The 17,605-nt window shown below is 55.8% G+C and carries 17 protein-coding genes; 10 read left to right on the plus strand and 7 right to left on the minus strand.

The features are described from left to right. Positions 1-59 precede the first annotated feature (59 nt). The 4 genes from FIV08_RS05090 to FIV08_RS05105 are packed head-to-tail and all read left to right on the plus strand — an operon-like array spanning position 60 to position 6,068. Positions 60-2,180 carry a type VI secretion system Vgr family protein gene (locus tag FIV08_RS05090; protein WP_152437550.1) on the plus strand — a complete coding sequence of 707 codons (2,121 nt, stop codon included), beginning with the start codon at positions 60-62 and terminating at the stop codon, positions 2,178-2,180. Then, on the plus strand, positions 2,177-2,974 hold the full coding sequence (locus FIV08_RS05095) for a DUF4123 domain-containing protein (protein WP_152437551.1): 798 nt from the start codon (positions 2,177-2,179) through the stop codon (positions 2,972-2,974). The genes FIV08_RS05090 and FIV08_RS05095 overlap by 4 nt, the downstream gene beginning before the upstream one ends. Further along, positions 2,971-5,100 carry a LysM peptidoglycan-binding domain-containing protein gene (locus FIV08_RS05100; RefSeq protein WP_152437552.1) on the plus strand — a complete coding sequence of 710 codons (2,130 nt, stop codon included), beginning with the start codon at positions 2,971-2,973 and terminating at the stop codon, positions 5,098-5,100. Before FIV08_RS05095 ends, FIV08_RS05100 begins: the two co-directional genes overlap by 4 nt. After that, positions 5,100-6,068 carry a formylglycine-generating enzyme family protein gene (locus FIV08_RS05105; protein WP_152437553.1) on the plus strand — a complete coding sequence of 323 codons (969 nt, stop codon included), beginning with the start codon at positions 5,100-5,102 and terminating at the stop codon, positions 6,066-6,068. Before FIV08_RS05100 ends, FIV08_RS05105 begins: the two co-directional genes overlap by 1 nt. A 108-nt stretch (positions 6,069-6,176) precedes the next feature. Here FIV08_RS05105 and FIV08_RS05110 read toward each other — a convergent pair whose 3' ends face one another. Then, positions 6,177-7,088 carry a formylglycine-generating enzyme family protein gene (locus FIV08_RS05110; protein ID WP_152437554.1) on the minus strand — a complete coding sequence of 304 codons (912 nt, stop codon included), beginning with the start codon at positions 7,086-7,088 and terminating at the stop codon, positions 6,177-6,179. Positions 7,089-7,291: 203 nt separating this feature from the next. On the opposite strand from FIV08_RS05110, the gene FIV08_RS05115 reads away from it, so the two are divergent. Both FIV08_RS05115 and FIV08_RS05120 read left to right on the plus strand, forming a co-directional pair. Further along, positions 7,292-7,990 (plus strand): DUF3592 domain-containing protein, encoded by a 699-nt coding sequence (locus FIV08_RS05115; protein ID WP_152437555.1) that lies wholly within the window; start codon positions 7,292-7,294, stop codon positions 7,988-7,990. Between the two features lie 26 nt (positions 7,991-8,016). Next, the gene (locus FIV08_RS05120; RefSeq protein ID WP_152437556.1) at positions 8,017-8,628 is read left to right on the plus strand and encodes a DUF3592 domain-containing protein; all 612 of its coding nucleotides are present in this window, start codon (positions 8,017-8,019) and stop codon (positions 8,626-8,628) included. Between the two features lie 88 nt (positions 8,629-8,716). On the opposite strand, the gene FIV08_RS05125 is transcribed toward FIV08_RS05120, so the two are convergent. Beyond that, entirely contained in the window at positions 8,717-10,051 is a 1,335-nt protein-coding gene (locus FIV08_RS05125) for a S8 family peptidase (protein WP_152437557.1), read from the minus strand. A 90-nt stretch (positions 10,052-10,141) separates the two neighbouring features. Next, complete coding sequence (locus FIV08_RS05130) at positions 10,142-10,507, minus strand: thiol-disulfide oxidoreductase DCC family protein (protein ID WP_152437558.1); 366 nt, start codon at positions 10,505-10,507, stop codon at positions 10,142-10,144. Between the two features lie 215 nt (positions 10,508-10,722). Here FIV08_RS05130 and FIV08_RS05135 point away from each other — a divergent pair, with 215 nt between their 5' ends. The 3 genes from FIV08_RS05135 to FIV08_RS05145 all read left to right on the plus strand — a co-directional run bounded on the left by FIV08_RS05135 (position 10,723) and on the right by FIV08_RS05145 (position 14,088). Further along, entirely contained in the window at positions 10,723-11,826 is a 1,104-nt protein-coding gene (locus FIV08_RS05135) for an AI-2E family transporter (protein WP_152437559.1), read from the plus strand. A gap of 79 nt (positions 11,827-11,905) precedes the next feature. Beyond that, positions 11,906-13,057, plus strand: coding sequence for an alcohol dehydrogenase catalytic domain-containing protein (locus FIV08_RS05140; RefSeq protein WP_152437560.1), 1,152 nt, complete (start codon positions 11,906-11,908; stop codon positions 13,055-13,057). Then, positions 13,054-14,088, plus strand: a complete 1,035-nt coding sequence (locus tag FIV08_RS05145; RefSeq protein ID WP_152437561.1) for a proline racemase family protein — start codon at positions 13,054-13,056, stop codon at positions 14,086-14,088. Before FIV08_RS05140 ends, FIV08_RS05145 begins: the two co-directional genes overlap by 4 nt. On the opposite strand, the gene FIV08_RS05150 is transcribed toward FIV08_RS05145, so the two are convergent. The 3 genes from FIV08_RS05150 to FIV08_RS05160 are packed head-to-tail and all read right to left on the minus strand — an operon-like array spanning position 14,085 to position 16,224. Continuing rightward, positions 14,085-15,302, minus strand: coding sequence for a MerC family mercury resistance protein (locus tag FIV08_RS05150; RefSeq protein ID WP_152437562.1), 1,218 nt, complete (start codon positions 15,300-15,302; stop codon positions 14,085-14,087). The genes FIV08_RS05145 and FIV08_RS05150 overlap by 4 nt on opposite strands. 38 nt (positions 15,303-15,340) lie before the next feature. Continuing rightward, complete coding sequence (locus FIV08_RS05155; RefSeq protein ID WP_152437563.1) at positions 15,341-15,574, minus strand: zf-HC2 domain-containing protein; 234 nt, start codon at positions 15,572-15,574, stop codon at positions 15,341-15,343. Next, a complete protein-coding gene (locus FIV08_RS05160) occupies positions 15,571-16,224 on the minus strand; it encodes an RNA polymerase sigma factor (protein ID WP_152437564.1) in 654 nt (217 codons plus the stop codon). Before FIV08_RS05160 ends, FIV08_RS05155 begins: the two co-directional genes overlap by 4 nt. Positions 16,225-16,388: 164 nt before the next feature. Between FIV08_RS05160 and FIV08_RS05165 the strand changes: the two genes are divergently transcribed. Next, entirely contained in the window at positions 16,389-16,901 is a 513-nt protein-coding gene (locus FIV08_RS05165) for a cupin domain-containing protein (RefSeq protein ID WP_172972249.1), read from the plus strand. A gap of 4 nt (positions 16,902-16,905) precedes the next feature. On the opposite strand, the gene FIV08_RS05170 is transcribed toward FIV08_RS05165, so the two are convergent. Continuing rightward, a complete protein-coding gene (locus tag FIV08_RS05170) occupies positions 16,906-17,406 on the minus strand; it encodes a VOC family protein (RefSeq protein ID WP_152437565.1) in 501 nt (166 codons plus the stop codon). Positions 17,407-17,605: the final 199 nt, after the last annotated feature.

The raw sequence follows: 17,605 nt of genomic DNA on the forward strand, positions 1-17,605 counted from the left end.
TACTCATGCACGCTCAGGACGAGTAAGCAGTTCATCATTAATCTTCAGGGACCGAAGTCATGCCCCAGGCAAGCGGATTGCAGTTTACCGCCCGTGTAGGCGAATTCCCCTCAGATCACTTCGTTGTCGTCAGCTTCGCGCTGACCGAAAGCCTTTCCCAGCTGTTTCAGGGTCGAGTGCATCTGGCCAGTACTGACCCGGACGTGCAGGCGGCGGATATCCTGGAACAACCGGTGGACCTGGTGGTGTGGCAAGACGGCCAGCCCCTGCGGCGCTTCACCGGCGTGGTCAACGAATTCGTCCGCGGCAACACCGGCCACCGCCGCACCGCCTACGAAGTGGTCATCCAGCCCCCGGCCTGGCGCCTGGGCATGATGCACAACAGCCGCATCTTCCAGACCCAGACCACCGATGCCATCGTGCGCACCCTGCTGGAAGAGCGGGGCATCATCGACACCGTGTTCGACTTCAAGCGCTCACCCGAAGAGCGGGAATACTGCGTCCAGCACCGGGAAAGCGACCTGCAATTCCTTGAGCGCCTGGCCGCCGAAGAAGGCTGGCACTACCGCTACCAGCACGGCAGCGTGGATGGCGAAGAACAACCGGCCCTGATCATCGCCGACCACCATGGCGACGCCCCGAAACTCGACCCGGTCCCCTGCAACACCCAGGCCGGCGGCAACAGCAAACAGGCCTGTGTATTCAGCTTCGCCTACGAAGAGCGCATCAAAGCTGCCTCCGTGGCCATGAAAGACTACACCTTCAAGAACCCCGCCTATGCCCTGATGCACGAGCACAATGCTGGCGGTGTGAACCACCGAGAAGACTACCAACACTACGACTACCCCGGCCGCTACAAGGCCGACGCCAGCGGCCAGCCCTTCACCCAGGCTAAACTGGACGCCCTCAGAAATGACGCCTCCCTGGCCAAGGGCAAAAGCAACCGCCCGGACTTCACCCCCGGCGCCAAAGTGGAACTGCAGGAACACGACAGCCAGAGCCTGAACCGGGAATGGCTGCTGACCGCCATCACCCACACCGGCAAACAGCCCCAGGCCATGGAAGAAGAAGGTGGCAGCGAACCCACCAGCTACCACAACGACTTCACCGCCATCCCGGCCGATAAAACCTGGCGGCCCCTGTGTGAACACAAACCCATGATGGACGGCCCCCAGATGGCCATCGTCACCGGCCCCGAGGGTGAAGAGATTCACTGCGACCAGTATGGACGAGTGAAAGTAAGGTTCCCGTGGGATCGCTACTCCAAGAACGACGAACACTCCAGCGCCTGGCTACGCGTCGCCCAAGGCTGGGCCGGCGGCCAATACGGCTTTATGGCGTTACCAAGAATCGGTAACGAAGTGATTGTCTCCTTCCTGGACGGCGACCCGGATCAGCCCATCATCACCGGAAGGACTTACCACGCCACCAACACACCGCCCTACGCGCTGCCGGAACACAAAACCCGGACCACATTAAAAACCAAAACCCACAAGGGTGAGGGCAGCAACGAACTCCGGTTTGAAGACGAAGCGGACCAGGAACAGATCTACGTCCACGCCCAAAAAGACCTGGACCTGCTGACCGAAAACAACCGCACCGAAGTCATCAAGAACGACAGCCACCTGACGGTGGAAAACAACCGCTTCAGCCACACCAAAGGCAACAGCCACCACACCACCGAAGACGAACACCGCGAAAGCATCGGCGCCGACTACAGCCTCACCGTCAACGGCAGCCACCATAGCAAGCAGGGCAAAAACCAGCTTGTGGAAGCCGGCACCGAAATCCACCACAAGGCCGGTATGAAAATTGTGATTGAAGCCGGCGCTGAGGTGACACTGAAGGCCGGTGGCAGCTTTGTGAAGGTGGACCCGAGTGGGGTGACTATTTCCGGGCCGCTGGTGCGGATGAATTCCGGGGGTGGGCCGGGGAGTGGTAGTGGGGTTGGGGTCACGGGGCCGTTGTTGCCCGAGAGTTTGAACGAATTAACAGCCAACGATGAACCTGTGCAGGTGGCGGAAAATGGCACCAGAGCGACAGCGGGGCCTTCTGCAGCCTCGGCGCCCGCATTGAAGTCCGCAGCTAAAAAGGATGTCGCTCTTGTGAAGCAATGCGGCCGCCAACCGGATGGTTCTTGTGCCATGGAAGCCTGTGCATGTGAGGGCGACATTGTATGATGGGCTTGGATGAAAAGGCTATTGAGCGAGCGTGGATACTGATTGATGGTGCGGTATTTAATGCTCCCAGGTTCATCTATGAATACGATGATCAGCCGGAACTCGAATACCTGTACCTTGGCACACCCCATGAGTCGGTCATCGAGGTGAGCCCCTGCCTTGTAAAGCCTTCGCCATCATCACGAATATGGTCAGAGCAGGTAAGGTGGCAAGACCATGCCGTTGTCCTGATGGCAGACGAGATACTGCCCGTATTGGCCGATCATTTACGAAGCCTGTTGAGCGTCAAGTTGCCTGATGGGGGCTATTCCTATCTCAGGTTCTATTCCCCAAAACAGCTGGTCAGGTTGATGGGAGCGTTCAGTGATCTGGAGCGAGACCAATTCAGTGGCCCGATAACAGACTGGCTGGCGTTCCAAAATGATGGTCAATGGCGGCGATTCAGTGCAGATGGCCAGAGACCAGCCAGGCAGGCTGCTGAGGAAGGCTGGTTTGTTCTTGCTGATCACCATATTGAGGCCCTGGCCGCTATGGCCAAAGACGAGTTCGTGACCCGGTTGGCCCAATACCTTTCCCTAAACGATGCATCCAGGCTGAACGCACTGATTCAGCAGGCCAACTCGTTTGGGTTCCGTACAGAGAAAGACGTAAGCCGATTTGCAGAGCTAGCTGTAGTGCACGGAGAGCGCATTGAGCATCCAGAATTTCAGGCTATTTTGTCCAGTTCTGAAATGCCAGCAGGTACGCGCTTGAGTGAAGTGGATAAACGTTTGGCATATGGAGTTGCCCCATGAGTTCCGAGTACACCGTCAAGTCTGGCGACACTCTTAGCGCAATTGCACAGCGACACCAAACTACTTTAAGCAGCCTTCTGAGACTGAATCCGGATATCGACAATCCCGATCGGATCTTTCCTGGGCAGCGGCTAAAACTTCCCGCTGCGAACGATGCAGATTTCTCCAGCTGCGAGGTCGGACAAGTTGCTCAAGAGCCACCATGTGCAGAAGAAATTGTGGAAGTTGTCCATGTCACAGGCTCTGATGAGTTGATCCTGTTGACGGAAGAGGAGCTCTCTGAGTGGCTTGAGGAAGAAGAGTTCGTTTGCGGCCCGATGAATGAGTTTTATGCAAAGCTGGATGAGCTCAATGATGGCGAACGGGATTCCGAATTAAGTCCTGCTGATGGTGAGGGCCAGTTGTTGTCGGAAGTTCAGGAAGAGAAAGAGCGCTTAATTGAAGAACTGGAAGCTCGCTCCGTTCTTACTAACGATATGCAGAGCATCCCGCCCATAACCGAGATCAAGCGGCTTGCCGGTAACACGCATAGAACGTATGTACGCTCAGATAAAATGAAGACTCATCCGCGACGCTATTCCATAGCTGCCAGAGACCGAGCGCGGAGTGATGGATGGTTAACCGAGAATGGTGTTGATCCGGCTAAGCTTCGAGATGCTATTCGAAGTGAGCTAAGCATCAAGTTCAACGCAAAATTGTGGGAGCCTGATCAGAATGGTGCCCTCATGACGACATTGAACAAGTTCTACGATGAGGCGTCATGGTCGATCTGGGGTGATGCCGAGGCAAGACAACAAGCGGTTGACGAAACTGGCTTTGATGCTTCGGCAGAGGCTCAGTTTATGCGCTTTGCCGCGGGTTCAAGTGCCTCTGGAGAGTTTGATCCGAGAAAAGGCAAAGTTCACCTTCAGGCCAAGGCAGAAGGGCAATATTCTCTGGCGCAGGGCAAGGTTGGGGTTGAGCAGTCGTATCCTGTTAATAACCGGTCTGAAGTCAGAGTTTACTACAGAGTTGGTGGGTGGGATGGCGAGCGAAGAGAAGTTTCTCTTGGCCACTTCCAAGCCAGGCTTCGAGCCTCGTTGTCTGGATTTGCCGGGGCTTCTGCACTTCTCGCTGCAAATGTAACGATAGATTCGAGCAATGGTATACCGAATCTAAAAGGTGTTGCAGCTCGACAACGCGGACAAGGTGCAGCAGTTGATGGAGGAGTATTTGCAGGGGTTCGAGCGGGATGTGAACTGTCAGGAGCGTTGCTTTGGACTGATGTACTGTCGACGCAGGCCGATTGGAAAACACTTTGTGAAATAGGAAAGAAAGTTGAGGCGGCAGCTGGAATTGGCGGGGAGTTTCGGCTGCGACTGGAGTTTAGTGAAAGCACCGGCAAGTTTTATTTTAATTTTCACGCTGGCGTGGTGTTGGGCGTTGGTGCGTCTGGAAGCTTTGTGCTTGAAGTGGATCCGGAAAATATAATTACGATGATCCACTACGTCTACAAAGCTATGGGAGATGTGGATTTTCGATATCTGGAGCTCTTCGGTAGTGAGACTAAGGCTTTCGGCTGGTACACCAAGCTCGCCATATATGCTCTTGGAACGGGTGCCAATTTAACTGTCTCTGCGGCCAGGATGGTCGAGCAGGGTATTTCAACGATAGATGATTTTATGGATGATTTTGCTCTTGCCCTGCGATCCAATCTGGAAAAGGAAAGGGTTGGTCTAGAGGTTGCCCGTAATATTATCGCGGATGATGAGCGGGGAGAGGAAAGCGTCTTGCGCCACTCTCCCCCAGAGGTTAAAGCAAAGCTCTTAAACTTGTTAATCGATGACTTCTGGCTGACACCTAAATTGCTAGATGGCACATTTACAAAAGTAAGAGCAGTTGGACTGATTCTACAATCCATGCAGAGCTGGAGAGACTTTGAGGAGACCATGGTTCGCATCAACCCAGAGAACGAGCCGAGACAGGGCGATCTTGAGGAAAACGCACGGAACGTATTCAGTTTCATCGGGAAAAACGTTCACCACTATAACCTTTACAAGCGAATTCTGGAGGATACGACAGCCAATCTGGTTGGTCCTGTTCGGTTAGATCCGTTTTCAGCTTGCCGAACTGCGGGGATCGTCTGATGTTGTTGAAGTTACTCTTGAGGTCAACGATCGCTGGTAGTGCGATTTCGCTTTTCGCCTTCCTCGCCGGATGCTCATCACCGAAGGCGCCCTCAGAAATTGAAATTGAAGCGGTACTCCAGCGTGCCAAAAGCAATCTGGTTTTTGTCGAGGGCGGCGAGTTTTGGCTGGGAGATGTCGGAAATGAATCGGGTGTGCTTTTCAACCCGATCTCCGATGACAACAAACCGCCAAAGCTTGTGGAGATCGAGAGCTTTTCAATTCTCAAGACAGAAGTCACTTGGGGCGAGTTCGTTACATTTCTACAGGATGTGGGGCGAGCGGACAATTATACAGTCGAAAAGGGCTTTAAACGTGCTGTGAGGTTGCCAATAGTATCGAATGATGATCCCGCCTCGCCAAATTACAAAGACAAACCAGCGCGAAGTCCGAATTTCCAAGAGGCCGACGGCTACTGTCTATGGCTTGCTGAAAAGACAGGCCTTCCCTACTCACTACCTTCCGAGGCCCAGTGGGAATACGCAGCACGGAACCGAGGCCAACCAATTGCCTATGCGACCGACACTGGAGAAGTGGAGCTAGACAAGTATCTTCAGCGTCCATCACAATATATTGATCCGATGCAGCCTGTGTCTGGCAACGCGCTGATTCATTCATCAAGTGACGTTGAACGTCGTCCTGTTGGATCTTACCCTCCAAACCCCCTCGGCTTGCATGACATGACTGGGAGTGTGGCCGAGTGGACGAAAGACTGGTTCTATCCCGGTTTTGATCATCTCCCAACCAAGAATCCGGTAGCAAAGCAACAGAGCAACGAACATGCGGGAAAAAGGGTTGTGAGAGATTTGGCGGGTTTCGGTGATCACGTTGGCGGCAATGCGACGGTTTACGGGAGAACGGGACGCAGTATGAACTCTTACTATCAAGGCTTTCGCTGCGTTGTTAATCAGCCAGAACCCATCGAATAACCCTTAGCTGCCCGAAAATGCCAAGATAAACTGAAATGAACTTACGATTACATATTGGCTTTGAATACTGAAAATCCGCCGCATCCAAAGGTATCGAAGATGGCTGGGCTAGTTATCAGCGCAGCGGAATCCACCGTAAAGAGGCGCGGCAGATTGAGCGGCTTTTAGTCGAACAACCGCAGAGCTATTGATGATTGGGCCCTCAAAATTAGCTCCCCTCATAACTCTACGAGGTGCATCGAAGAAACTGCTGTGTTCGCCTGTTTCAGGCCCTTTAGGATTGACGATTTCGGAATATTGGTAGTAGTCGGGTTGGTAGTAGTCGTTGACCCATTCGCTTACATTTCCCGACATGTCATAGAGTCCCAGGGGGTTGGGTGGATACTGTCCGGGTGGCTCGGGTATACGGTGATTGCTCTTATGAGAGGATATAGCCGGATCGTTAGCGCGGTTGATATTACGCCCTGGTTCTATTGCTCCGTTATTTGTCGCATGTCGAACTGTTTGGCCTCGTGAGCGTGCGGCGTATTCCCACTGGGCTTCAGTTGGCAGGTCTACCAGCCGGCCAGATTGTTCGCCGAGCCAACGGCAGAAAGCTTTGGCGTCCAGCCACGACACAGCAGCAGGAAGATCATCACTAAAACGTTCTGGATAGCGTTCCTTATTCACTTCGTAGCGGTTTGCTTCGATATTGTGTCCGGAGGCCGCAAGGAAAGTTTCAAAATCTGCTTGGGTCACCTCATATTTCTGTATATGGAAATCATCCAACACCACTTCATGAGCGGGAATAGTATCCGCACCCATTGCCCAGCCACCAGGGTTGCCCATCATGAATGCGCCACCTTCAACAAAGACCATGGCCTCCATTTGCCTGTGAACCATGTCGTCTTCTTTGGAGTCGGAATATTCGCTACAGCCCGCCAAGGTTGTAGAGGTGATTAATGCGACAGGAAGGAATTCTCTGAAATGTCGGGATATCCGCATGGGGTCGGCTTCCTTTCCGCCATGGAGCTGAAACATCGATATATGCTAGCGGAATGGGTGTTTCCGCTCTAGGAAGAAAGCTTCATATTCTGATAGGAGGGGGTTAATGATGTGACGCGAATATTACCCAATTCCTCCATTTCTGCTGGGGGCGCGGTATAATCTCGCCGGTTTCACGCTAAGGTTTTATCAAAAGCTCGCTCGAAACACGGAAGCAAATAAGTTCAAGGAACGAAAAAATGAAAACCCTGAAAATCCTCAAGTACACTTTCACCCTCATCGGCGTAGCCATGCTGTTCGGCGCTTTTGCCAGCTACAGCAGCACCTCCGCCTTTATCGACCGGGCGACCGAAACCAGCGGGATAGTGACTGAGCTTGTATATTCCCGCTCCAGTGATTCCAGCAGCTATTACCCGGTCGTGGCATTTCAGGATGCCAGTGGCCGAGAGATCGTGTTTCAGTCCCGTTCCGGTTCAAACCCTCCCTCCTTCAGGCGCGGTGAGCGGGTTTCTGTGTTGTATGAGCCCTCAGCGCCGGAGAACGCGCAGATCAACAGTTTCTTTTCCCTGTGGGGGATGTCATTGATCGTTGGCGGGCTCGGCCTGGTGTTTGCCTTGGTCGGTGGCGGGATGGTGCTGTTTGGTGTTCTGAAGGGGCGATCAAAAGCCTATCTGGAACAGCATGGCACCGAAGTACTCGCAAAATTTGCGTCGGTTGAGCAGAACACCAGTCTCACGGTCAACGGCCGGAATCCTTTTCGCATTGTCTGCCAGTGGCAACACCCGCAAACGGGGGAGCTGCATGTGTTTCGGAGCGACAACCTGTGGTTTGATCCCAGCGACCACATCCATCAGGAGACAGTGCCGGTCCTGGTTGATGAATCCAACCTCAAACGTTACTGGGTGAACACGTCATTTCTGCCGAAATTAGCGAGTTAGTCTTTTCGACCCTGACGGAGACCAACATGCGCAGAAAAGGCACCACCGACTGGCCGCTTCTAAGGGCAGCGGTAAAAGATCATCTCGACTTTTTTTTCATGTTACTGGGCATGGGGCTTGTTTTCGGAGTTGTTGGGGGAGGCGTTTTCTACCTGGGCTTTGGCGAGTGGGGCGCCATGATCTTCGGAGCCTTTTTCGCGTTGATAGGTTTGGCCCTGTTCATTTCTTCGTTTGTCACCGCCTACTCAAGTATCGGCTATTACTATGAACAGGCACTGTTGCGTAAGCACGGCGTGGAGGTGGATGGCGTTCTGACCAGAAAAGAGGCGGACTGCCAGTTTCACCAGGAGTATGACAAACACAACCGGCCATTGGACGAGGGACACTACCAGTGCAATCTGTTGGTTGAGTTTGATTTTCAGTTTAACGGCAAAAATTGCAGTGGCGCTTTCTATCTGAATAAGGCTGAGCTGTTCGACAAACTCAAGGAAGGGGATCCGCTGCCACTGAAAGTTCTGAGGCTTGACCCTTCCGTTCATACGGTTCGTGAGCGGCGCCTCGCGAATATGCTTAAGGGCCGGGAGCCACAGACGCCGTCTCTGATTCCGGAAGGGGCAGAGATCAGCCGGTTGGCGTAGGTGTACTGTCGCTATCCTGGAGAACCCTGCTCATCGCACAAAACTAAAGTAACGCCCGCCAGCCATAGTAGCTGGCGGGCACTCTCCCTCAAGGGTTCACATTCACTAACAAATTCGGTGACCCGTTCAGGTTGGTCAGCTGGTTCGTGCTTGCCTGGTTGCGCAGCGTCTGGGCAACCTGTTCCGGCGTCAGGCCTGGGTTCAGGCTGAGCAGCAGAGCGGCTGCGCCAGCCACGTGGGGCGAGGCCATAGAGGTGCCGCTGATGGTATTAAAGGCGGTGTCGCCGGTGTGCCATGCAGCGGTGATGTCTGTGCCTGGCGCCATGATGTCCACGCAGGAACCGTGATTGGAAAAGCTACTGCGGCGGTCCTGGTTGTCGGTAGAACCTACGGTCACGGCTTCTGCTACACGGTTGGGAGAACCGCTGCAGGCATCGGCGTTGCTGTTACCCGCAGCGACCACCACCGGAATGCCGGAGGCGACGACTTCGCGAACGGCGTTGTCCAGTGCCGTTGAATTGCCACCGCCCAGAGACATGTTGGCAACGGCCGGCTTTTCGGCGTTCTCTACCATCCAGTCCAGTGCTTCGATGATGGCACTGGTGGCGCCGGAACCACTGCAACCGAGCACGCGCAGGCCGATCACCTGGCTTTCTTTAGCGACACCGAACAGCGAACCGGTTGCGGTAGAGGCAACATGGGTACCGTGGCCGTTACAGTCTTCGGCAGAGTAGGTTGAGATGGTGTCTTCGTCGCCGAAGGAAATCAGCCCGCCCAGCAACAGATCGATGATTCCGCCAATCAGCGGCACGCCGCCCAGGCCGCTGTCATCGTGGAAGTTCACGCCGCTGGCACGGCCCTGAAAGTCGGCGTGCGTGGTTCGAATGCCGGTATCCAGTACATAAACATTAACACCCTGCCCGGCAACGGTGGGGTAGGTAAACTGGGTGTCCAGAGGCAGGGTGGTCTGGTCAATCCGGTCCAGTCCCCAGGTGGCGTCCTGTTGGGTTTGTGTGGAGGATGTTGTCATCCAGGTGTCCGGCTCCACCGCAAGTACCCCCGGCAGGGCGGGCAGCAGGTCGGCCTGGCTTTGGGTGAGCTGCACGGTCGCACCGGTCATCACGTTCTCATACAGAAACAGAATGTTCCCGCCGCCAACGGCAGTTAATAACGCCTGGATACCGGCAGACAGATCACCACCAACGCCCAGAAGCGAGGGCAGAGTTGGGTCGACCGTTACAATGTATCGCTGCGCAATGGTGTTCTCCGCGCTCGCTGATGTGCCGGTGCTCTCTGTTGTTTCCGTTTGGGAGGATGTCCCCAACAGCCCTGAGAGAAGGCTGGCCTGGGTGTGCAACGGTGCGGTGGAGAGAACGATCGCGGCGGCAAGTGCGCAGGGACCGGGGTTCAGAGAAAAACGCATGGTAGCTCCTTTGGTGACTTTTGTTTTTATCGTAGAGCATAATGCATGCGTTAATATTTCAAGTTCAATGCAAACTGCATTAAATACTGGTCACGATGGGCCAACCGAACAGGCGTACTTCTTTTCGAACCGGCGATCAGCCCAGCTTTCATAAACCCGTTTTGCGACCGGGTAAACCACTGGCCACAACAGAGGCTTGAGCAGCCAGCCAAACGGTGTGTGAGACCATGCACGAACATTGGCCGGCAAGCCGATTACCCATTCGCCGTTCCAGGTCAACAGGTGCAGCCGCTTGAGCAGCTCCTCACGTGTTGGCAACTGTGCGTTGTGCGCATTCTGCTCGTGGATATCGGCAAAGATCAGATCGCCACGTTGTAACTTTCTGAGCGTGCGGATTTCCTTGGCGCACAGGGGGCAGCGTCCGTCGTAGAAAAGGGTGTCATAACGCGGTGGCATCTGGTTCTCCGGTTCACCTCGGGCTTCGTGCCTTTGTATACGCTGTCGGCAATGCCCCCGGTTCAGTTTTGTGCTCGGGCGAATGGTAATTGTTTGATAATGCAAGCAAGATGCTGGAACGCTACACTAGCAAGTCGCCCGCAACCTGCCTGTGCGGGCCTAATCGGCGTTGTGGATGACACGGCGCCATCCTGACCTGAAGGTACTGAAACAGCATGGATGATTCCCCAACAGAAAACCGCTCTCCCGAGAACCAGCCCGGGAAGAGCGTGCTGGCTGAGCTCTCTACGCCCATCTATGGTCTGTTTATCCTGGGCATCCTGTACACCCTTTATCTTGCTCACCAGATTATCCTGCCTATTGTTCTGGCGGTACTGACGAGCTTGCTGCTCTCGCCGTTGGTGAAGAAAGCCTATATCAATTGGCGGTTGCCAAAAGTGGTGAGCTCGCTGGTACTGGTGTTGGTTGTGCTTGCAGGGATCGTGGGTATCGGTGCTGCCGTTGCGACCCCGGCGCTCGAGTGGGCCCAGAAAGCACCTGAGGGCATATCCAGGCTGTTGGTGGGTGACAGTGAAATCATGCGCCAACTCGATAAGGTCAGCCAGTCAGCGGAGCAGGTGGAAAAGTCCGTGGATGAGCTGTCGGAGAACGATCAGTCGAAGCCCACAACGGTGGTCTTGCAAACGGAATCCTGGCGGAGCCAGCTGATGTCCAAAGCCCGCAACGGTGTGGCAGGCCTGGCGTTGGCACTGGCGTTAACCTACTTCCTGCTGGTGAGCGGTGACAGATTGATCTTTAACTTTGTCAAACAGCTGCCAAGGCCGCAGCGCAAGACTGTTTTACGAATCACCCACGACTCCCAGAAACAGATTGCCCAGTATCTGGCAGTGCTGGGGTTGAGTAATCTTTCAGTGGGCGCGCTTACCGGACTCATCTGTTGGGTCATAGGTTTGCCAGACCCAGCCATGTGGGGCCTGATCGCTGGCCTTGCCCGGTTTATCCCATATCTCGGTAATATGCTCACGATTGCGTTGCTGGCGGTGGTTTCGGTAATTACCCTGGATACCCTTTGGATGATGGCCATCGCGCCGCTGAGTTTTATCCTGCTGACCACCATTGTTGGCTTTTTCCTGGAACCCTGGATTCACGGCTTTCGCATGGCCATCAACCCGGTCATCATTTTTGTGTCGATCTTTTTCTGGGGCTGGCTCTGGGGCCCGGTGGGCGTTCTGCTGGCGGTTCCGTTGATGACGGTCATTCAGGTCGTCCTCAAACAAATACCCCGCTTGCGCCCGGTGTACAAAGTCATAGCCCGATAACCAGCGCGCTCCCTGACACAACCACAGATCTCTCCTATGCTCTGAAGATCACTGAAACCACCGGAACAAGGGGGGAGCCATGCCAGATATCCCGGCGTCCATGAAAGCCATGGTCCTCACCGGCCATGGCGGCATCGACAAACTCGAATACCAGGACCTGCCCGTGCCCAAACCGGCTGCCGGCCAGGTACTGGTGCAGGTAACCGCCACCGCCAAGAACAACACCGATCGCAAGGCCCGGGAAGGACTCTACCCCACGAAAAAAGGGGAGATGACGTCGTTCCAGATGGGAGGCAAACCCACGTTGACGTTTCCGCGTATTCAGGGCGCCGACATCGCCGGTAGAGTGGTGGCGGTGGGCGAGGGCGTCAGTGAAACCCGTATCGGAGAGCGGGGTCTCCTGGACTTTAACATCTACGCCAACGACCGCACCGATATCAATCTCACTCCGGACTACTACGGCCATGGCGCCGATGGCGGTTACGCCGAATACGTGGCCCTGCCGTCCGATCAGTTTCACCATATCCCCAACCCCGAGCTGGCCGATGCCGAACTGGCGGCCATGGGCATGTGCTCCTACCAGACCGCCTACCACATGCTCACCTCCGCCAGCGTTCAGGCGGGTGAGCGGGTGCTGGTGACCGGTGCCAGCGGCGGCGTGGGCACCGCACTGATCCAGCTTTGCCGGATCATCGGCGCCGTCCCTTACGCATTGAGCCAGATAGACAAGGCCCAAACCCTGCTCGATCTGGGCGCCGAAGCGGTGTTGGATCGTAGCGACATGAGCACCTTTGTAGACCGGGTCAAGAAAGAAACCGGCGGCAAACCCCTCGATGCGGTGATGGATTTGGTGGGTGGTGAAATGACGGACATATTCATCGACGCCATGATCTTCGACATGAACGCCCGCAGCACCTACCCGCGCCTGAGCATCGCAGGAGCCAGTGGCGGCAACATCAGTGAAATTCTCTGGACCCGAATCTACCTGTATCAGATGCAGATTTTCGGGGTATCCCACGGCACCCGTGAAGAAGCAAACCAGCTGATGACCTGGATACGCGATGGCCATCTAAAACCCGTGCTACACGGCGCTTTCAAACTGTCGGAGTTGCACCGGGCCGAGGAGTATTTCGTCAATCGGGGCGGTAATTATCTGGGCAAGATCGTCATCGTGCCGGATGCCCAATGGCAGGCACACGGCCAACCTTTTGCGCTGGAGGCAGGCGGATGAAACCGGAACTCACCATTCAGTTGATGGATACCCACGCCGGCGGCGATGTCAGCCGTATTGTGACCGGTGGCATCACCGCTTTGCCCGGCGATACCGTACGAGCCCAGATGGAGTATCTGCGAGATGACGCCGACGGCCTGCGCCGGCTGCTGTTGGAAGAACCCTACGGCATCCCCGAAATGTCTGTCGACCTGCTGGTTCCCGCCACCCATCCGGAAGCCGCCGCCGGTTACATCATCATGGAAGTCATGGGTTACCCCATCTACTCCGGCTCCAACACCATCTGCACGGCAACGGCGGTTCTGGAAGCCGGTATCGTCCGTAAACAGGAAGGCAAACAACACTTCAAACTGGAATCTCCCGCCGGCCTGGTGAGCATTGAGGCCACCGTGCATGACGGCGTGGTGGAAGCCATCACCTGCGAAGGCCTGCCCAGCTACATCCACACCCACAACGCCAGTATCAACGTGCCCGGCATCGGCCAGGTCCGCTACAGCGTGGCCTACAGTGGTGGCTTTTACGCCCTGGTAGATGCGAGATCACTGGGCTTCGACCTAACCTTGGACGAAGAGCGCCGGCTGGCCGAAACTGCCCATGCCATCGTTGAGGCTATCCAGGCTGAACGGGGCTTCTCCCATTACACTCTGGGCGACGTGGGCCCGCTGCCGTTCCTGCACTTCATGGGCCCGGTAGAACAAGTGGCCGAGGGATACTACCGCTCCCGCTCCGCCACCTATGTGCACCCCGGTGTTATCTGCCGAAGCACTACCGGCACCGGAACCTCGGCGCGGCTGGCGTTGATGAATCTCGAAGGCCGAATCAAACCCGGCGACAAACTGGAAACCATCTCCCTGCGGGAAACCGGGTTTATTGGGCAGTTCACGGCGGTCGAGCAGGAGGGGGAATACCAGGTGGTCGAAAACAACATAACTGGCAAAGCCTATGTCATCGCCCGTTCCGACATCGTGGTGAACTGTGACGACCCGATGGTGGAGTGTGATGGTTTGAGCCATATTCTGTCGGGTCGCTAGCGTTTCAAGCCCAGTTTCCGTGCTTCCAGCTTGCGCTTGAAATTCAGGTCCAGCCCGGCGGCGCCCGCCAGCAGTGCAAATCCCAGCAATTCCGTGGCCGCATGGTAGCTGATGTAGAGCGCAAACAGGACCAATGCTGTTCCCAACGTTGCCAGCAGGCCAGGGCTTGGTTTGCGATGCCGAATGAAGCCTGATCCGATAATCAATGCTGTTATAACGGTGAACACTGCGATGGCGAAAGACCAGACCTGAAGCGACAGTGATAACTGAACGCCCAGGAGAGTCAGCAGTACGGAGATCGCCAGGATGCCGTAACAGGTAACAAGGGCCATGCTCAGAGCGAGTAGACCCGAAAATCCCTGGCGATGCAGTTGGCCCAGCCATCGGCGAGGGTTCAGCCTTCTTGCCCACTCCCGAATGAGGCCGGGTGTTTTGCTGGCTCGTGTGGCGGACAGCTCCACGGAGCAGGCCCCGAAACTCCGGGCAATATCCCGGGTCTGCTGGCTGGGACTCAGGGCAAAGTAGTCGTGGCGGTTGAGAATTCGGATATCTTCAAACCCGACATCACCAAGCATCGCCAGCAGGTCTTCTTCCACGGTGGCCCCCACCACGCATTCAACCCACAACCTGGGGTCGTCTTCGCAATCGACGGTTACCGGGCGGTGAATGACCACATCCGCCAGTTGCAGCTTGCCGCCGGGTTTGAGAATCCGGAACATTTCCCGAATCGCTTTGCGTTTCGAGGGAACCAGGTTCAGGGCACCGTTGCTGGTGATGCTGTCCATGGATTGATCGAGCAACGGAATTTCCTCGGCGGAGCCCTGTATCGGGTGGATATTCGGGTACTTGCCTGCGATACATCGGCGGAGTTTCTGAACCATGGCGGCGGTCAGATCCAGTGCGATGACCTGGCCGGAAGGGCCCACGATATCGCCTGCGATGAGGCTGTCGTTGCCGGCGCCAGAGCCCAGATCCAGAGTGGTGTGGCCGGGTTGGATAACCTGGCCACGGAACGGCCAGCCGACGCCGGCGAAGGAGGCGGCGGTGCTCTGTGGTAGCCGGGATACCTGTTCTTCAGGATAACCAAGGGCCACACAGGTGGCTTGACCAGTCGGAAAATGGAAGGGCGCCTGGGGCGACTCGGCGACATGGGTATACATTTGCTGAACCGCATCCCGGATTTGTTCGTTTGAATAGCCCAAAATAGCGACCATCGCGCAGTCCTCCTCGTTATTCCAGCCATTCCATCGTGCTATTGCCCGGTCAGCTCCCGAATTCGTTGCTTCAGTCGGATTGGCGCCACCTCCACGCCTGTTGCTGCAATCCGTTCGCGAAGCCGACGTTCAAACTCCGCTCGGCTGAAACAATCAAAACAACGTTTGAGGTGGGCATCGATGATCTGCTGATTGTGGTCATCCAGCTCTCTGTCCAGGTACTCGAACAGGTGATCAATGACTTCCTCACAGGCTATCTGCGATGCCTTCATGGGCTCACCCTCCCGGACTTGTTCTTGGTGTGACCGGTTAATCCGGCCTCCTGACCCTGTCGCCAGAGTGATTTTTGCAACAGCCCCCGGGCACGGTTCAATCGGGACCGAACGGTACCGGATGGCACACCGAGAATGTGCGCGACTTCGTCGTAGCTGTGGCCCTGAATCTCCACCAGAACGAGCACGATACGGTACGGGTCTGCTAGCGCATCAATGGCTTGCGCCAGGTCTTGCTCAAGCAACTGATTAATAAAATCCGCCTCGGGCTGACCGATCCAAAGCAGGAAAGGCTGATGTAAGTGGGCAAACAGGGAAAAAGAAGCAGTGTCGGACGTTTCTGGCTCATCGAGTGATACTTCCTTTTCCTGGCGACACTGTTTTCGTCGCCAGTGGTCGATAAAGGTGTTGTGCAAAATGCGGAAGAGCCAGCCCTCAAGGTGATTGGGGTCGTCCAGTTGTTCCAGCCGGCACCAGGCGTTTGAGACCGATTCAGCGACCACATCCTCGGCTTCGTCAGGATTGCGGGTGAGGCGCAAGGCGGTTCCGTACAGCCGGTCCATCAACGCCTCGACCTGGCGCCTGAATATGGACTGGACCTGTTCCGGGTGCCGGTGTTGCCCTTGATTTTCTGAAGCCTTCGTTTCCATAGCGGTTCCCCGTGAGCTCTTTCGCAGGGACGAAGCAGCAGGGGTAGATGTTCCTGAAATCTCCGGGAACATTTGGTCATCCGGATACGTCCTTGCGGCAGCCAGGCCGTTGTCTGGCGTAACAGCAAACTCGGGAAGAACCCTTACTAGGGAGGATAGATGCGATGGATATTTATGCAAACCAACACAAACGGGCCAGTAACCGGTTACTGGCTCTGGCAACCGCGTCACTGGTGTGCTTCGGCCTGGCATCGTTTGCTCAGGCAAAGACGCCCTACAAGGGCGAGGGCCATATGATGATCGAGCCGTCAGAGATGTCATGGAAGCCTGTTGCTTCCATGGCGGCAGGGGCTGAAATCACTGTTCTGGAAGGTGACCTGAGCAGCGGAAAGCCGTTCACTATTCGGCTGCGACTGCCGGCCGATTACAAAGTGCTGCCGCACATTCACCCGGCCTACGAGCGGGTAACGGTGCTGTCTGGCACCTTTCATTTCGCGCATGGCGAGGAGTTCCGGCGTGATGAGGCCAAGGCCTTACCCACGGGTAGTCTCGCCATTATGGCCCCCGGCGAACCCATGTTCGGTTACGCCGGTGAGCAGGGTACAGTCATCCAATTACATGGCACCGGGCCCTGGGGCATTGAGTACCTCAACCCCGCCGATGATCCACGTAAATGAACCGTTAACGGCGGCCTGGTGTCACGCCATACCGGGCCGCTTCTATGGCAGAAATGTCGATCTTGCCCATCTCCATCATCGCTTCGAAGGCACGCCGGGCGGCGGCGCGGTCTGGGTCGGCTATGGCTTCTGTCAACGCCACCGGCGTGATCTGCCAGGAGATCCCCCACTTGTCTTTGCACCATCCGCAAGCGCTTTCTTCGCCACCATTGCCAACGATCGCATTCCAGTACCGGTCCGTTTCCTCCTGATCTCTCGTGGCGACCTGAAACGAAAACGCTTCGTTGTGCTGGAAGGCGGGGCCGCCGTTGAGCCCCAGGCAGGGAGTGCCAAGTACCGTGAACTTAACGGTCAGCACATCGCCCTGGGTACCAGAGGGAAAATCTCCGGGAGCGTGGAGTATTTCTCCCACCGAGGAGTCGGGGAAGGTTTGCGCGTAGAAACGAGCTGCGTCTTCGGCATCGCCGTTGTACCAGAGGCAAATGGTATTCTTGGGATGTTCCATGATGCTACTCCTCCATTCGATGTGTCGATCTGCGCTCTGTGTGTCCGCATTGATTGTGCTTATCAATATAGATCCCACACGGTGGCGCTCCAGTGGTTTTACTGGCCTTCACTGGTAGGTCGTGTGGCAGGGCTGGGAATCGACAGTGGAAGGAAGAATTTTCAGGAGGGCTATTACCCTCCTGAATGAGTTCTGTGCC

Source organism: Marinobacter sp. THAF197a (assembly GCF_009363275.1).
Taxonomy (GTDB): domain Bacteria; phylum Pseudomonadota; class Gammaproteobacteria; order Pseudomonadales; family Oleiphilaceae; genus Marinobacter.

What these genes read in the sequence shown, in the direction of transcription:
- FIV08_RS05090 (WP_152437550.1), top strand. Translation starts at nt 60, where the DNA reads ATGCCCCAGGCAAGCGGATTGCAGTTTACCGCCCGTGTAGGCGAATTC.
- FIV08_RS05095 (WP_152437551.1), top strand. Translation starts at nt 2,177, where the DNA reads ATGATGGGCTTGGATGAAAAGGCTATTGAGCGAGCGTGGATACTGATT.
- FIV08_RS05100 (WP_152437552.1), top strand. Translation starts at nt 2,971, where the DNA reads ATGAGTTCCGAGTACACCGTCAAGTCTGGCGACACTCTTAGCGCAATT.
- FIV08_RS05105 (WP_152437553.1), top strand. Translation starts at nt 5,100, where the DNA reads ATGTTGTTGAAGTTACTCTTGAGGTCAACGATCGCTGGTAGTGCGATT.
- FIV08_RS05110 (WP_152437554.1), bottom strand. Translation starts at nt 7,088, where the DNA reads ATGTTTCAGCTCCATGGCGGAAAGGAAGCCGACCCCATGCGGATATCC.
- FIV08_RS05115 (WP_152437555.1), top strand. Translation starts at nt 7,292, where the DNA reads ATGAAAACCCTGAAAATCCTCAAGTACACTTTCACCCTCATCGGCGTA.
- FIV08_RS05120 (WP_152437556.1), top strand. Translation starts at nt 8,017, where the DNA reads ATGCGCAGAAAAGGCACCACCGACTGGCCGCTTCTAAGGGCAGCGGTA.
- FIV08_RS05125 (WP_152437557.1), bottom strand. Translation starts at nt 10,051, where the DNA reads ATGCGTTTTTCTCTGAACCCCGGTCCCTGCGCACTTGCCGCCGCGATC.
- FIV08_RS05130 (WP_152437558.1), bottom strand. Translation starts at nt 10,507, where the DNA reads ATGCCACCGCGTTATGACACCCTTTTCTACGACGGACGCTGCCCCCTG.
- FIV08_RS05135 (WP_152437559.1), top strand. Translation starts at nt 10,723, where the DNA reads ATGGATGATTCCCCAACAGAAAACCGCTCTCCCGAGAACCAGCCCGGG.
- FIV08_RS05140 (WP_152437560.1), top strand. Translation starts at nt 11,906, where the DNA reads ATGCCAGATATCCCGGCGTCCATGAAAGCCATGGTCCTCACCGGCCAT.
- FIV08_RS05145 (WP_152437561.1), top strand. Translation starts at nt 13,054, where the DNA reads ATGAAACCGGAACTCACCATTCAGTTGATGGATACCCACGCCGGCGGC.
- FIV08_RS05150 (WP_152437562.1), bottom strand. Translation starts at nt 15,302, where the DNA reads ATGGTCGCTATTTTGGGCTATTCAAACGAACAAATCCGGGATGCGGTT.
- FIV08_RS05155 (WP_152437563.1), bottom strand. Translation starts at nt 15,574, where the DNA reads ATGAAGGCATCGCAGATAGCCTGTGAGGAAGTCATTGATCACCTGTTC.
- FIV08_RS05160 (WP_152437564.1), bottom strand. Translation starts at nt 16,224, where the DNA reads ATGGAAACGAAGGCTTCAGAAAATCAAGGGCAACACCGGCACCCGGAA.
- FIV08_RS05165 (WP_172972249.1), top strand. Translation starts at nt 16,389, where the DNA reads ATGGATATTTATGCAAACCAACACAAACGGGCCAGTAACCGGTTACTG.
- FIV08_RS05170 (WP_152437565.1), bottom strand. Translation starts at nt 17,406, where the DNA reads ATGGAACATCCCAAGAATACCATTTGCCTCTGGTACAACGGCGATGCC.